Raw genomic sequence first — 14,958 nt, forward strand, 5'->3', positions numbered from 1 at the left:
AGCGTTTTCGTGAAAACGCGTCTAAAAAGTCAGTGTGCGCCGCCATCTGCAAGATGGTCGGGCTTCTTCAGCAGCAAGGCTGCCATGAGTGCGACGATTAGCGCGGCGCCGAGCAGGTAGAAGGTATCGCTGAAGGCCAGGATGAAGGCCTGCTTCTGCACGATCCTGCCGATGGCGATCACCGCGCGATGCGTCGCCTCCGCGTGATCGGCGATGCCGTGATTGATGAAATACTGCGTCAACTGGTCGATCCGGTTGCGCGTCGCCTGTTCCAGCATCGACACCGACTGCATCAGCACGTTGGAATGATACTGCTCGCGCTTGGTCAGGAAGGTCTGCAGCATGGCGATGCCGACGGCGCCGCCGAGGTTACGCATCATGTTGAACAGTCCGGACGCCGATCCTGCGTTTTCCGTCTCGATGCCCGCGGTCGCGACCGCCGACAGCGGTGCCATCACCAACGCCTGGCCGAGCGCACGGACGATGTTGGGCCAGAACAACTGATCGGTGGCGTAGTCGTTGGTCATGTAGATGTTCATGAAGTTGGAGGCGGCGAACAGCGCAAAGCCGATGCCGATGATCAGGCGCGGATCGAAGCGCTTCATCAGCCGCGGCACCAACGGGATCAGCAACAGTTGCGGCAACCCGGTCCATGCCAGCACCATGCCGATCTGTTCGGCATTGTAGCCCTGAATGCGTGACAGATAGACCGGCAGGATGAACACCGAACCGTACAGCGCGATGCCGAGCAGGAAATTGGCCAGCATGCCGAAGCCGAAATTGCGGCGGAGCAGCAGGCGCAGGTTGAGCAGCGGCTTTTGGGTGGTGAGTTCGATCCACAGGAACGCGCTCAACGCCACGGCCGCGATGACCGAGAGCTTGACGATGAAGGATGAACCGAACCAGTCGTCCTTGTTGCCTTCCTCGAGCACGGTCTGCAGCGCGGAGAGGCCGATCGCCATGGTGGCGATACCGGCCCAGTCACCTTCGCGCAGCAGCGACAGCCTCATCGGTCTGGCTTCCAGCGAGAACCACAGCATCGCGATCATCACCGCGCCCGGCACCAGGTTGACATAGAAGATGAACTGCCAGCCCCAGTTTTCCGTGAGAAAGCCGCCGATGGTCGGGCCGATCGCCGGCGCGAAGGTGGCCGACAGCGCGAACAGCGCCAGACCGACCGGCTGCTTTGCTTTCGGCAATAGCGTGATGATCAGCGTGAACGCCATCGGGATCAGCACGCCGCCGGTAAAGCCCTGGATCGCGCGCAGCACGATCATCTGCGGCAGGTTCTGCGCAAAGGCGCAGGCGACCGAGAGAACGAGAAACAGGATGGCGTTGGTCAGGAGATAGCGTCGGATCGAGAATACCTGGGCGAGCCAGCCGCTTAAGGGGATCACCACGATCTCGGCGATCAGGTAGGAGGTCGAGATCCAGCCGCCGTCATCGATCCCGGCGCCGATTGCGCCCTGGATGTCGGCCAGCGAAGCATTGACGATCTGGATGTTGAGCACCGCCATGAAGGCGCCGAGCGTTGCGCCGATGACTGCGATCCAGGTCTTGGAAGAGACCGCAGGTTCAGCCTTTCCGGGCGCGGCGGCTTGCGCGGAACGACCGACAGGGTTGGCAGGGGAGGCGGCGTTCATTGCGGGCTGGAGTGCGGTCATGAGGGTCTCCTCTTGCTCAGGCAGAGGCAGGATGCACTAGGCGTGCAGGTCCGATAATTGGGTGGGATATGGAAGGATTGTCCGGCAAGACTTGATAATTCCCGGCTGAACAGGCGCCTTGGCCGCCGTTTGGTGGGCCAGCGCGGCATCCGAGGCCAGCCGAGCCCGGGTTTCGCGCTCGGCCAGTACAGTTGCCTTGGTGTTGACGGTGGGCTCCGCCGACATGCCCGGCCGCAGCAGGCCGGTCAGGTTATGGTCGTCGAGCACGATCTTCACCGGCACGCGCTGCACGATCTTGGTGAAATTGCCGGTGGCGTTGTCGGGCGGCAGCAGCGCGAATTCGAGCCCGCTGGCTGGCGACAGGCTGTCGACATGGCCGCGCAGCTTGGTGCCATGGAAACTGTCGATCCGGATTTCGACCGGCTGGCCGTTGCGCACATGCGTAAGCTGGGTTTCCTTGAAATTCGCGACCACATAGACCGCATCCAGCGGCACCACCGCCATCAACTGCGTGCCGGCCTGCACGAACTGACCTGTTCTCAGCGACCGCGCGCCAACCGTGCCGTCCACCGGCGCCGAAATCCGGGTGTAGGACAGGTTCAGCGCCGCCTGCTGTTCGACCGCGCGGGCGCGATCGAGCTGCGCCACGGCCTTGGCGCGCTCGGTGGTGAGAACGTCGATCTTCCGCTGCGCCGCGATCAGTCCGGATTTCTCGTGCTGCAACTGAGCGTTCTTCTCGCGCAACGCCGCATCGGTCTGCTGCGCGCGCTGAATGGTGCCGGAGCCGGTTTTCATCAGGCCGTCGTAACGGGCCTGTTCCTCGCGTGCGAATTGCAGATTGGCTTCGGCGGCGGCGACGTCGGCGGTTTCCTGTTCGATGATCGGCTGCTGCAGGGCGATCTGCGCATCGAGGTTGCGCACCGCGGCTTCGGCCGCATCGACATCGGCGTGCGCGGAATCGAGCGCGGCCCTGAAATCGCGATCGTCGATCCGGGCCAGAAGCTGGCCGGCCGTGACCGGCTGGTTGTCGCCGACCAGAACCTGCGCGATGTAGCCGGACACTTTTGGCGAGATGATCGTGGAGTCGGCTTTGACGTAGGCGTCGTCGGTCGATTCCAGGTAGCGGCCGGTGGTGAGATAGCCGTAGCCAAAATCCGCTGATGTCGCGATTCCGAGCGCCAGAATGAGCGCCAGGGCCGCGCGCTTGATCGCCTTCCGCGATGGACGAAGGTTTATTTTGTCTGTGATATCAGTGGTATAAGAAGCGGTCGACATGGCGTCCTCGTCATCGGCGAAGCGTCCTCGGGAGCAGGGCGCTGGCTACGCCCGCAAGATGCAATGTCGGCTCGCGTGTGATAATCCCGGCAATAATGGAAGCATTATCCCGCGGAAGTGGATAATCGGGGGCTTGCCAATGGACCGGCTGACCAGTTTGACGGCCTTTGTCCGGGTGGTGGATAGCGGCGGGTTTTCCGCCGCGGCGCGCCGCCTCGAGATGTCGACGACCATGGTGAGCAACCATGTGCAATCGCTCGAAGACCGGCTCGGCGCGCGGCTGCTTCAGCGCACCACGCGCAAGGTCAGCCTCACCGAAGTCGGCAAGGCCTATTACGACCGTTGCGTCCAGATCCTCGCCGATATCGAACAGGCCGACGACCTCGCCGGCGCCCAGCAACAGACGCCGCGCGGCACGCTGCGGATCTACTGCGCGACCCATATCGTGCAGTTCGTGTCGCCGGTGGTGGCCGAATTCCTCGCCGCTCATCCCGAGGTCAAGGTGGATCTGCAGATGGGCGAGCGAACGGTCGACATGATCGACGAGGGATACGATGTCGCGATCCGCATGACGCAGCCGCCGGACTCAAGCCTGATCGTGCGCAGCCTCGCCACCTGGCGGCAAGTGCTGTGCTGCTCGCACGCCTATATCGAGAAATATGGCCGGCCGCAGCGATTGTCTGATCTGTCGGAGCGCAATTGCGTTCGCCACGTCAACTATCCCTGGGGGGACGACTGGCGGTTCGTCGACCGCAAGGGAGCGCCGGCTTCGGTGCGGGTGTCCGGCAATCTGATCAGCAACAGCGGCGAGACGCTGCGGGTGGCGGCGCTGCACGGCCACGCGATATCTCTTGCCGCGGGTTTTCTGGTCCATGACGATCTCGAGGCCGGTCGCCTGGTGCGCCTGCTGCCGGAGTATCGTCCGGTCGAATTATCCATGAACGCGGTCTATCCGCACCGCCATCATCTCTCGGCGAAGGTCAGGACCTTCATCGACATGCTGGCCCATCACAGCGCGGAACAGCAGAAGCTGATTAATCCGTATTCGTGATCGGTGTTGGCGTCACGTTAGCGTCGTCATTCCGGGATGGTCCGAAGGACCAGACCCGGAATCTCGAGATTCCGGGTTCGATGCTCCGCATCGCCCCGGAATGACGGACGAACAGAACTACGGCTTCAGCAGCAACTTCTGCACCCGCCAGTTCAACAATTCCGCCACGAACAGCACGTTCTCCGACGGGCACGCCATCGCGTGGATCCAGCCGAACTGCTTCAACTGCTTGCCGGACTGGCCGAGCACGCCGAGCAGCTTGCCGTCGAGGCTGAGCTTGTATATCCGGCCGGGCCAGGCGTCGGAACTGTACAGCACCTGATTCGGCGGCGGCGTAATGCACAGCGACCAGGGCGAGCCCGGATAGAAGGTGCCGCCGGCCATCATTGCCTCATCCGGGATCTTGCCGATCGCGGGCTTGGCGCCCGGCGGCACCGGCACGTCGATCGTGAACTGGCGCAGGAATTTGCCGTCGCCGTCGAACACCTGGATGCGGTGGTTGCCGCGGTCGGCGACATAGACATTGCCGTTGGCGTCGGAGGCGATCGAATGAGGGGTGTTGAACTGGCCGGGCTCGTTGCCACGGTCGCCCCATGACTTCAGCCAGTTGCCGTCCTTGTCCACCTTGGCGACACGCGAGTTGATGTAGCCGTCGCTAATAAAAGTGTTGCCGGCCTTGTCCCAGGTGACGTCGGTGACCTGCCGGAACCTGCCGTCCTCGGACGGCAGCGGTGGCTTCGGATGCTTCAGCGGCGCGGTGTCCTCGTCGGAGGCTTCCCGCTTGCGGCCGAATACCATGACGACGCGGCCTTCGGGATCGAACTTGATCACCATGTCCGAACCTTTATCCGTCACCCAGATGTTGTCCTGAGGATCGATCTTGACGGTGTGCCCGAACGACCAGGCGTAAAGGTTCTTGCCGATTTCGCGGATGAACTTGCCTTGCGCGTCGAATTCCAAGAGTTGCGTCGCCGCGGCGGCATAGGCCGGGCCACTGGTGTTGCCGCGCGACAGCGCGAACACATGTCCCTTGGAATTGACCGATACCCCCGACACTTCGCCGAAATACATGTTCGGCGGCAATTTTAAGGGATTGGGCACGGAGTCGAATGCGATATTGGGAACAGGCTGCTGCGCGAACGCCTGTGGCGCCACCAACAGCATCAATCCGGCCAGCCAGTGCCTCATGTGAATCCTCCCGGGGATTTTGGTTCTTGTTGTTAGGTGGGATGCTAGTCGATGGCCGCGCGATTGGCATGCGATCCCGGCGTCATGACCGATGGTCATCAGACGCATAGCATTGCGGGGGCGGGCGTGATTTGCTGATGCTTCCTTATCCGCGCCGCAAGCCAGGTCTCATGCAAGCCCGAAACAACACCAACAAGTCATCCGTTCTGTTCGCGCTTGCAGCATGCGCGTTGCTGTCTGTGTTTCCAACCGGGACGGCCTTCGCGGCCTATCCCGAGCGCATCGTCAAGATCGTGGTCCCGTTCGCGCCGGGCGGCGGCACCGACGTGGTGGCGCGGACGCTGGCGCAGGAGATGTCGAAGGATCTCGGCGTCTCCGTCATCATCGAGAACAAGCCGGGCGCGGGCACCATCATCGGAACGCAGTCGGTCGCGGCAAGCGCGCCGGACGGCTATACGCTGTTGATGGGGACGTTCGCCAACGCCGTCAATCCAAGCCTGCAAGCCAAGCTGCCCTACGACGCCCATGGCGACTTTGCCGCGGTGGCGCTGGTGGCGCGTTCGTTCAACCTCGTCGTGGTCAATCCGGCGTCCCCGATCAAATCGATCGCGGACCTCGTCGCGGCGGCCAAAGCCGAGCCTGACAAGCTCTCCTATGGCACCTACGGCACCGGCACGTCCGCGCATCTCGCCGGTGAATTGTTCAAGCACATGGCCAAGGTCAATCTGACCACGGTGCCCTACAAGGGCGCGGCACCGGCGATCACCGACTTGCTCGGCGGGCAAATCCAGGTGATGTTCACGACGGTGGCGAGTGCTGCTTCGCTGGTCGAGTCCGGGCAATTGCGCGCCATCGCCGTGACCTCGGCGGAACGCTCGCCGGCATTCCCGCAATTGCCGACGGTGTCGGAAGCCGGCGTCCCCGGCTATGCCGCCGAAGCCTGGTATGGCGTTTACGCGCCTTCGAAGACGCCGCCCGAGATCATCGACCGCCTGAACAAATCGGCCGCGAAAGCCGTGCAATCCGTCGCCTTCAAAAAGCTCGGCGTCAACGAAGGCCTCGTGATGGTGGCCGAGCCGCCCGAAGTGCTCGACCGCTATTTTTTCCGCGAGGAAGCGCGCTGGCGCCAGGTCATCAGGGATGCCGGCATCAAGCCGGAGTAGCAAATAATCGTTGCCACGATCACTTTATCGCGCATCGCATCGCAGCAACGCTTAATTTCGCTTGGCGGCGCGACGATCTGATTCTTAAATCATTGGAGTTCAGGAACGCCGGTGAGGTAAGCCGGCGCGAGGCTGGAGTCCGCTCATGTGGATCCTGTTGCTGCTGCCGTTTGTCGGCTTGTTGTGGGTGCCCTTCTATAACTTTACCGAGCCTTCGCTGTTCGGCTTTCCATTCTTCTACTGGTACCAGCTCGCCTGGGTACCGATCTCCTCGCTCCTGATCTGGCGGGTCTATCGCAGCCGTACGCCTGACGAAGCACCTTGAAGGGCATCGCCATGGCCGATCATATCGAATGGGTTGCGCTCGCGGTTTTCCTCTTCTTCTTTGCGCTCGTCACCGTCATGGGCTTTCTGGCCGCGCGCTGGAAGGCCGGACCGGTCAGCGAACATCTGGATGAATGGGGGCTCGGGGGCCGGCAGTTCGGCACCTGGATCACCTGGTTCCTGGTCGGCGGCGATTTCTATACCGCCTATACCGTGATTGCCGTGCCGGCCCTGGTCTATGCGGTCGGCGCCTACGGCTTCTTTGCGCTGCCCTACACCGTCATCGTCTATCCCTTCGTATTCGCGGTCATGCCCATATTGTGGAGCCGCGCGCATGCCAACGGCCACGTCACCGCGGCCGACGTGGTTCACGGCACCTACGGTTCGCGCGCGCTTGAACTGGCGGTCGCGATGACGGGCATGGTCGCGACCATGCCCTATATCGCCCTGCAACTGATCGGCATGGGGGTCGTTATCAAGGCGATGGGGCTGACAGGCGAATTGCCGCTTGTCGCCGCCTTCATCATCCTGGCTCTGTATACCTATAGTTCCGGCTTGCGCGCACCGGCGCTGATCGCCTTCGTCAAGGACATCATGATCTACATCGTGGTGCTGGTGGCCGTTGTCATCGTGCCCGCCAAACTCGGCGGCTATGGCGCGGTGTTCGCCGCCGCCAACGATGCGTTTGCGGCCAAGGGCGGCGCGACCGGCCTGATCCTGAAGCCGGCGCAGATGTTGCCCTATGCGACGCTGGCGCTGGGCTCGGCGCTCGCCGCCTTCATGTATCCGCATACACTGACCGGCATCTTCGCCTCGAAGTCCGCCGACACCATCCGCAAGAATGCGATCCTGCTGCCGGCCTATACATTGTTGCTGGGCCTGATCGCGCTGCTTGGCTACATGGCCTATGCCGCCAATATCAAGGTATCCTCGCCGAACGACGTGGTGCCGATGCTGTTCAAGGTGCTGTTTCCGTCCTGGTTCGCGGGCTTCGCGTTCGCGGCGATCGCGATCGGCGCGCTGGTGCCGGCGGCGGTCATGAGCATCGGCGCCGCCAACCTCTTCACCCGCAATGTCTGGAAATCCTATGTCGATCCCAACATCAGCCACGCCGGCGAGGCGGCGGTGGCGAAGATCGCGTCGCTGGTGGTGAAGGTCGGCGCGCTCACCTTCATCCTGTTCCTGCCGACGCAGTATGCGCTCGATCTGCAACTGCTCGGCGGCCTCTGGATCCTGCAGACGTTTCCGGCGCTGGTGTTCGGACTGTTCACGCGCTGGTTCCGTTCCGAAGGCCTGCTGCTCGGCTGGGCGGCCGGCATCGGATGGGGTTCGTGGACGGCATGGAGCAACGGCCTGAAGCCGCTGGCGACAATCGATCTCGGCGGCGCCAGCTACGTGTTCTACGTCGGGCTTGGCGCATTGATCCTGAACATCGCGGTGGCGGCAATCGCCACCGTGATTGTCGGGCTGGTTTCGCCGAATCGAACCAGCGCTACGGCTCAATCCTGATGTTGGCGGCCTTGGCGACTCAAGGATGCCGGCATCAAGCCGGAACAGGGAATATCTGCTGCTCCCGGGGGTTAGATTTTTCTGGGCGAACCAAACCTCGCTCTCGAACAAGAACAGGGAGGATGATCATGTTTGGCATGGCACGAGGCATGATGATGGCCGCCAGCCTCATTTCTATCGGCATGGCCCTGCCGGCATCGGCCCAGGAAACCGTCCGCATCCGCGGCACCGTCGAGCGCATCGAGGGACCGGTTTATGTGGTGAAAAATCGCGACGGCACCGAGCTGAAGCTGAGCTTGACCGACAATCCCCTGTTCGTTGCGATCGTCCCTTCGAGCATGGCCGACATCAAGCAGGGCATGTTCGTCGGTTCCGCCGGCATGATACAGCCTGACGGCACGCAGAAGGCCATAGAGGTTCATATCTTCCCGGAAGCGATGCGTGGCACTGGCGAAGGCCATTATGATTGGGACCTGTTGCCCAAGAGCAAGATGACCAATGGCAATGTCGAGCAGGCGGTTACGGGCGTCGACGGGCCGGTGCTGTCCGTCAAGTACAAGGACGGCGACAAGAAATTGATCGTCACGCCGGAAACGGTCGTGGTTACCTACGAATTCGGAAAGAAGGAAGAGGTGCAGCCGGGCACCAGGATCTTTGTCGCGGCCGCGAAGAAGCAGCCCGACGGAACGGTGCAAGCACCGCGCATTACCTACGGTCGCAACGGTCAGGCGCCGGCATTCTGATCACACGGTATTCCGACGGCGCTACTGCTCAATCCTGATGTTGGCGGCCTTGGCGACTTCGCCCCATCGCGCAATATCGGTGGCCAGCACTCTTGCGAACGCCTCCGACGAGTTGCCGACGGTATCGATGCCGAGCGGCTTCAGGCGCGCGATCACGTCAGGCAGTCCGGCGATACGCATCAGTTCGCCTTCGAGTTTTTTCACGATCGCAGCCGGCGTACCCTTCGATACAAAAATGCCGCTCCACAGGACGGCGTCGACATCCGCGCCGGCCTCCTGCAGGGTCGGCACGTCAGGCAATTCTTCCATCCGCTTCGGTGCGGCGACGGCGAGCGCCCGCACCGTACCGCTCTTGACCTGCGGCAGTACCGGGCCCGCGTCGGCGATAGTCGTGGTGACCTGGCCGGATACCACCGCCAGCACCGATTCGTTGGCGCTCTTGTAGGGGATGACCTGCATCGGCGCGCCGGTCTTCTGCTTGAACAGTTCGGTCACCAGCTGGAACGAAGCCGACGAACTCGCATAGTTCATCTTGTCCGGATTGGCTTTGGCATACATCACGAGTTCAGCCGCCGATTTGATCGGCGACGAGGCGTTGACGATCATGATCAGCGGAAACGAGGCCAGCTCGGAGACCGCGACAAAGTCGTTGATCGCATCATAGGGCAACTTGGCATAGACCGCTGGATTGATCGAGATGCCGCTGGCGCTCATCAGCAGCGTGTAACCGTCGGGCTGCGACTTTGCGACATATTCGGTCGCGACGATGGCGCCGCCACCCGGCTTGTTTTCGACGATCACCGGCTGGCCGAGGCTTTCGGATAATTTTTGCCCGAAGACGCGGGCGATGATGTCGTTGCCGCCGCCTGCCGCAAATCCGACGATGATGTGGATCGGCCGGCTTGGATATTTCGAAGGGTCTTCCTGCGCGCGAGCCGGCGCGGCGAGCGTCAGCCATCCAAGGCACGCCGCAATCAGAAAAGTCCGGCCGGGCGTTCGCATGCAATCGACCCTTTAAAGCAACGATGACTAGAGCCGCGTCACCTTGATATGCAATACGGCGGCCTTGCCGTCATCGAGCGCTGCAAATGCGCGATCGATGGCGTCAGCGAGTTGGTCGGGCTCGGTGACGCATTCGCCGTAAGCGCCGAACGCCTTAGCGACGTCGGAGAAATCCCTTTTTTCGCCCTGGCGGCCCGAGGTCAACCGTGACTGGAACTGGTCGGTTTCGGCGGCGATACCCTTGGGGTAGACCCGTTGCACGGCAGATTTCACGGCCTGCCAGCCGCCATTGTCGAGCACGACGGTCAAAATCGGGATCTGGTATTGCTGCGCCACCGCGTAGACGCTGTCGGGGGAGGAGAAATGAAAGCCGCCGTCGCCGATCACCTGCACGACGCGGCGGCCGGGCTGCGCGAGTTTTAGCCCCAGCGCCATGCCGCCGGAGAACCCGAGCCCGCCGCCGGCAAGACCGACATAGCTCTTCGGCCGGGTGCGGCTGAGGTGCTCCTGCAGGATTGGCCCGTTGCGGATCGCCTCATTGAGGACGACATCGTCAGGCGAAAGCTTTGCGCTGAGCGTCGCGAAGACGAAGGCCGGGTTCAGCGCACCCGACACGCCCTTGTTGCCGCTCGCCGTTGCGCGTCGTTTTGTCGAGACCTCGCGTGCGCCGCTCCAGCTGGCGATGCGTTCCGTGACACGCTTGCGATAGGCGTCGTCGGCGCGGGCTTCGACCGCTTCCAGCACCTGGCTCAGCACGGTTGCGCAATCGCCCTGAATCCGCATGTCGGTTGCAAAGCCCCACATCGGAAAATCCACCTTGAGCGGATCGATATCGATCTGGATCCATTTGATCGCGCTCGCACGCTTGGCATATTGCGGCACGAACGGCACGTCGGAATCGAGCAGCAGACCGAGATCGGCGTGCTCCAGCAAAGGCAGCGGGTCGGAGCCGGCGAAGCACGGCGAATCCTGGGGGATGTTGAGATCGATCGAATTGAATTCGGCGACGCGGATGCCGCAGGTACGCGCCAGCCGATCGAGGGCCGTGACCGCTTCCGGCTTGCGGCCGAGATAGGCTGCGAACGCCACCGGGTTCTCGGCCGCCATCAACGCCTGCGCAATCGCGTTGGCTCGCGCGGGCTCGACGCCACCGGCGTGCACGCTGCCATAGCGCGCCGCCGGATAGGCCGGCATGGCGGTCTCGTCCCATTCTTCGGCCAGTGTCTCGCGCGGCAGCATCATGTAGACCGGGCCGGGCGGGTCGCTGTGCGCGAAGGCGCCGGCGCGGGCCAGCGCCTCCTTCACCACCACGCCGGACGGCAGCGAATATTCCCATTTGACATAGGGGCGGACGATGCTCGCGATGTCGAACGGGTCCTGCACGAAATGCACGTACGTGTCGCGTGAGCCGGTCAGTTCGCCATGCAGCGTGTGTGGCGCGCGGCCGGCGAACAGCAGCACCGGCAGGCGATAGCGGAACAGGTTCTGGATCGCCATGCAGGCGTTTGCGGTGCCGGCGTCGACATGCACCAGCACGGCCTGGGCGCGTCCGGTTGCCAGCGCATAGCCGCCGGCCATGTGCACCGCGACCACCTCGTGCGGGCACAGGATCACCTCGGGATGCGTGCGGCCCTCCTTGTCCCAGCGCGCCATCTCCTCGATCAGCGAAACATGGTCGGTGCCGAGATTGGCGAAGATGTATTCGACACCGAGATCGACCAGGCCCTCGAGGAAGTAGTGTGCGGTGCTGTACCGGCCCATATCCTATCGCTTCTCGGCGACGAACTTGTTGCGCAAAGTGCCGATGCCGGTGATGTCGATTTCGACGACGTCGCCGGCTTTCAGGTCGGGGGAGGCGCCGTCGGTGCCCATCCAGATCACGTCGCCCGGCCACAGCGTGAAATATTTGGTCAGTTCGACGATGAACGGCACGATGCCGAAGATCATGTCGTTGGTGTGGAAATGGCCGGTCTGCTTGCCGTTGACCCGGATGGTGGTTTCCATCTTGTCGAGGTCGACGTCGGTCTCGATCCACGGACCCATCGGCTTGAAGGTGTCGGCGTTCTTGGAGCGCCACAGCCCGCGATCGGCCTTCTGCCAGGTGCGTTCGCTGACATCGTTGCCGATGGTGTAGCCGAACACGCAGGACATCGCATTGGCCTCGGTGAGGTGTTTTGCCTTTTTGCCGATCACCACCGCGAGTTCGCCTTCGTAGTGAATCTTCTCGGTCGCGGTGGCCGGAATCACGACGTCCTCGTCATGCGCGATCAGGGCGTTCTGGGCGCGATAGCCGATCTCCGGCCGGTCAGGCACGTTCGGCACCGTGCCGGCCTTGTCGGCGGCTTCCTTGAGGTGCTTGAGATAGTTCAGGCCGACGCAATAGAAGGTGCGCGGGATCAGCGGCAGCTCGACCTTCACGTCCTTCAATGCATGGGTTTGCCTATCCCGCTGCCATTCACCAAACGGATCGCCGCTGACTGATATCACCTTGTCGCCCTCGACGAGGCCCCAGGACGTCTTTCCGGCGGCGGTGAATTTGAGCCAACGCATGTGGTTTCCTCTTGTTCTTATTCGCTCTGTTATTCGGCCGCGGTTTGGGGCGGGGTCTTCCAGGCGCCGGCGGCGGGGCGCCGCAGACCAAGATTTTCGCGCAGCGTCTTGCCGGCATAATCCTTGTGGAACAGGCCGCGGCGCTGCAGTTCCGGTACCACATGCTTGACGAAATCGGCATAGGAGCCGGGCACATAGGTCGCCGCGATCACAAAGCCGTCGCAGCCGCGACCCACGAACATCTCTTCCAGCCGATCGGCGATTTCCTTCGGTCCACCCACCATGGCGTCCTGGGTCTGGCCGCGGCCGGAGAAGGTGATGAAGTCGCGCGTGCTCGGATTTGGCTTGCCTGATGTCTTGAGCACGCCGTCGCGGATGCCGAGCATGCCTTGCATGCCCTGAAGCTCTTCGATGGTCAGCGGCTCGTCGATGCCCTTGGCGGCGAAGTCGAAATTCAGTCCCTCGGCCAGCAGCGACAGCGCATCGATCTCCAATGGCAATTTGCCGATCAGCGCCATCTTGTCTTCGGCTTCGGCCTTGGTGGCGCCGCACACCGGTGTGATCAGGTTGCACAGAAACATCTGGTCGGGATCGCGGCCGGCTTTCGCGGCTTCGTTTCGGATCGCGTCATAGCCCTGCTTGGCGCCGGCAAGGTTGCGCGCCGCAGTGAAGATCACCTCGCCCCACCGGCCGGCGAAGCGTTGGCCGCGGCCGGAGGCGCCGGCCTGGATGATGACGGGGTGGCCTTGCTGCGAGCGCGGCACGGTGAACGGCCCGCGCGACTTGAAGAACGGGCCGTTGTGATCGAGCCGCTTGACCTTGGTCGGATCGGCGAAGCGACCGCTCTTCTTGTCGACGATCAGCGAACCGTCTTCCCAGGAGTCCCAGTGGCCAAGCACGACTTCCATGAACTCGTCAGCGCGGTCGTAGCGCGGATCATGGTCGAGGTGCTGTGCGCGGCCCATATTATGGGCTTCGCCGTCGTTCACTGACGTGACGACGTTCCAGGCGGCGCGGCCGTTCGTCATCAGGTCGAGGGTGGCAAACCGGCGCGCGACGTCGAACGGCTCGTAATAGGTGGTCGAACAGGTCGAGGCGAGCCCGAGCCTGGTGGTGACCATGCCCATCGTGGTCAGCACCACGATCGGGTCCATCTTCACGCAGCGGATGCCGTATTCCACGGTATGGGCGTGGTCGTTGCCGTAACGGTCCGGCATCGCCAGGCGATCGTCGAAGAACGCCATGTGGAATTTGCCGGCTTCGAGAATCCGGGCGATCTCCTGGTAATAATCGGCCGACATCGAGTCGTCGCGCGACTCCGGATGGCGCCACGAACTCGGAAGATTGGTGCAGTTCTGCGCCTGCAGGAAGCCCACCATCGCCATTTGCCGTGTCATGTCGTTCTCCTTGTGCGGGCGGGGTTCATTTCAGGTCGAGTTCGGCGGCAAGCTTGTAGTCGGTGGCGAGCGCCTTCAACTTATCCCAGGTGGCGTCCTCGATCTCGATGCCTTCGGCCCTCCGCTTCTTTTCGCGGATATATTCCAGCTCGCCCGGATAGAACACGCCCGGCGAACCTTCCGACGGCGGCGTCGATTTGAGATAGCGCGCGAACTCGCCGACTTCCTTTTCAAAATCCTTCAGCGGCCGGAACGCGGCGACGTTGAACACCGCCATGAAAGTTCCGTCGTTGTGGCGGCCGGTCGGCTCGACGCCAAAACCGAGACCCGTGAGCAGGCCGCACAGCACCTCGACCATCGCGGCGAGGCCCGAACCCTTGTAACCCTCGCTGCCGCCGAGCGGCAGCAGCGCGCCGCCCTTGCGGTACTGGGTGGGGTCGGTGGTGTGCCGGCCCTCGGCATCGATGATCCAGCCTTGCGGAATCTGTTCGCCGCGTGCGACGGACAGCGCGATCTTGCCGGCCGCGACCGCCGACGTCGCCATGTCCAGATAGAACGGAGCTTCGAGGTCGGAGGGCACTGCGATCGAAATCGGATTGGTGCCGAGGCGGGCCTCGCGGCCGCCGAACGGGGCCACGTGCTTCGGCGAACGGCCGGAATCGGCGGCCGCGATGCCGATCATGCCGGCCCGCATCGCCATCATCGGATAGGCGGCGAGCCGTCCGACATGGCTCTGGCGGAACACGGTGCAGGCCGCGACGTTGGCGGTCCTGGCCTTTTCGATCGTCATGGCCATCGCCTTGGCGTTGACGTGAAAGCCAAACCCCCAATGCCCGTCGATCACCGTCGTGGTCGGCGATTCCTGCACGATGGTCCATTTTGCACCGGGCACGATATGGCCGGCTTTGACGCGGTCGATATAGGTCGGAATCGCGATCACCCCGTGCGAGTCATGCCCGGCGAGGTTGGCGTTGACGCAGCCCACCGCCACGGCGCCGGCTTCCTCCTCCGATGCGCCGGCAGCCCTGAGCAGCGCCGCGCCGATGCGCGTGAGACGGTCGGCCTGAACGATCGGCATGGGATTTCCTCGTT

At 63.0% G+C, this 14,958-nt stretch carries 13 protein-coding genes; 5 read left to right on the forward strand and 8 right to left on the reverse strand.

Annotated features, from left to right (window positions below; genetic code table 11):
• Positions 1 to 29 precede the first annotated feature (29 nt).
• Together FFI89_RS05290 and FFI89_RS05295 are read right to left on the reverse strand one after the other, a co-directional pair.
• Positions 30 to 1,664 (reverse strand): MDR family MFS transporter, encoded by a 1,635-nt coding sequence (locus FFI89_RS05290; protein WP_138833555.1) that lies wholly within the window; start codon positions 1,662 to 1,664, stop codon positions 30 to 32.
• A 36-nt stretch (positions 1,665 to 1,700) separates the two neighbouring features.
• Positions 1,701 to 2,939 (reverse strand): HlyD family secretion protein, encoded by a 1,239-nt coding sequence (locus FFI89_RS05295; RefSeq protein WP_138833557.1) that lies wholly within the window; start codon positions 2,937 to 2,939, stop codon positions 1,701 to 1,703.
• Between the two features lie 139 nt (positions 2,940 to 3,078).
• On the opposite strand from FFI89_RS05295, the gene FFI89_RS05300 reads away from it, so the two are divergent.
• On the forward strand, positions 3,079 to 3,990 hold the full coding sequence (locus tag FFI89_RS05300) for a LysR family transcriptional regulator (protein WP_138833559.1): 912 nt from the start codon (positions 3,079 to 3,081) through the stop codon (positions 3,988 to 3,990).
• Between the two features lie 117 nt (positions 3,991 to 4,107).
• On the opposite strand, the gene FFI89_RS05305 is transcribed toward FFI89_RS05300, so the two are convergent.
• Complete coding sequence (locus FFI89_RS05305; RefSeq protein WP_138833561.1) at positions 4,108 to 5,178, reverse strand: peptidyl-alpha-hydroxyglycine alpha-amidating lyase family protein; 1,071 nt, start codon at positions 5,176 to 5,178, stop codon at positions 4,108 to 4,110.
• A gap of 170 nt (positions 5,179 to 5,348) precedes the next feature.
• On the opposite strand from FFI89_RS05305, the gene FFI89_RS05310 reads away from it, so the two are divergent.
• The 4 genes from FFI89_RS05310 (at position 5,349) to FFI89_RS05325 (ending at position 8,917) form a co-directional block, all read left to right on the forward strand.
• Entirely contained in the window at positions 5,349 to 6,341 is a 993-nt protein-coding gene (locus FFI89_RS05310; RefSeq protein ID WP_246669364.1) for a tripartite tricarboxylate transporter substrate binding protein, read from the forward strand.
• A gap of 145 nt (positions 6,342 to 6,486) precedes the next feature.
• Positions 6,487 to 6,666, forward strand: a complete 180-nt coding sequence (locus FFI89_RS05315) for a DUF3311 domain-containing protein (protein ID WP_138833565.1) — start codon at positions 6,487 to 6,489, stop codon at positions 6,664 to 6,666.
• An 11-nt stretch (positions 6,667 to 6,677) separates the two neighbouring features.
• A complete protein-coding gene (gene mctP / locus FFI89_RS05320) occupies positions 6,678 to 8,174 on the forward strand; it encodes a monocarboxylate uptake permease MctP (protein WP_138833567.1) in 1,497 nt (498 codons plus the stop codon).
• A 128-nt stretch (positions 8,175 to 8,302) separates the two neighbouring features.
• The gene (locus FFI89_RS05325) at positions 8,303 to 8,917 is read left to right on the forward strand and encodes a hypothetical protein (RefSeq protein WP_138833569.1); all 615 of its coding nucleotides are present in this window, start codon (positions 8,303 to 8,305) and stop codon (positions 8,915 to 8,917) included.
• Positions 8,918 to 8,938: 21 nt separating this feature from the next.
• On the opposite strand, the gene FFI89_RS05330 is transcribed toward FFI89_RS05325, so the two are convergent.
• Genes FFI89_RS05330 through FFI89_RS05350 form a run of 5 tightly spaced genes read right to left on the reverse strand, consistent with a single transcriptional unit; the run spans position 8,939 to position 14,944 of the window.
• Positions 8,939 to 9,919 carry a tripartite tricarboxylate transporter substrate binding protein gene (locus tag FFI89_RS05330; RefSeq protein ID WP_138833571.1) on the reverse strand — a complete coding sequence of 327 codons (981 nt, stop codon included), beginning with the start codon at positions 9,917 to 9,919 and terminating at the stop codon, positions 8,939 to 8,941.
• Positions 9,920 to 9,946: 27 nt separating this feature from the next.
• Positions 9,947 to 11,680, reverse strand: coding sequence for a thiamine pyrophosphate-requiring protein (locus FFI89_RS05335; protein ID WP_138833573.1), 1,734 nt, complete (start codon positions 11,678 to 11,680; stop codon positions 9,947 to 9,949).
• 3 nt (positions 11,681 to 11,683) lie between these two features.
• Entirely contained in the window at positions 11,684 to 12,469 is a 786-nt protein-coding gene (locus tag FFI89_RS05340) for a fumarylacetoacetate hydrolase family protein (protein WP_138833575.1), read from the reverse strand.
• Positions 12,470 to 12,498: 29 nt separating this feature from the next.
• Entirely contained in the window at positions 12,499 to 13,866 is a 1,368-nt protein-coding gene (locus FFI89_RS05345; RefSeq protein ID WP_138833577.1) for an LLM class flavin-dependent oxidoreductase, read from the reverse strand.
• Between the two features lie 25 nt (positions 13,867 to 13,891).
• Positions 13,892 to 14,944 carry an Ldh family oxidoreductase gene (locus tag FFI89_RS05350; RefSeq protein WP_138833579.1) on the reverse strand — a complete coding sequence of 351 codons (1,053 nt, stop codon included), beginning with the start codon at positions 14,942 to 14,944 and terminating at the stop codon, positions 13,892 to 13,894.
• Positions 14,945 to 14,958: the final 14 nt, after the last annotated feature.

This window comes from Bradyrhizobium sp. KBS0727 (assembly GCF_005937885.2).
In the GTDB taxonomy this organism is placed as follows: domain Bacteria; phylum Pseudomonadota; class Alphaproteobacteria; order Rhizobiales; family Xanthobacteraceae; genus Bradyrhizobium.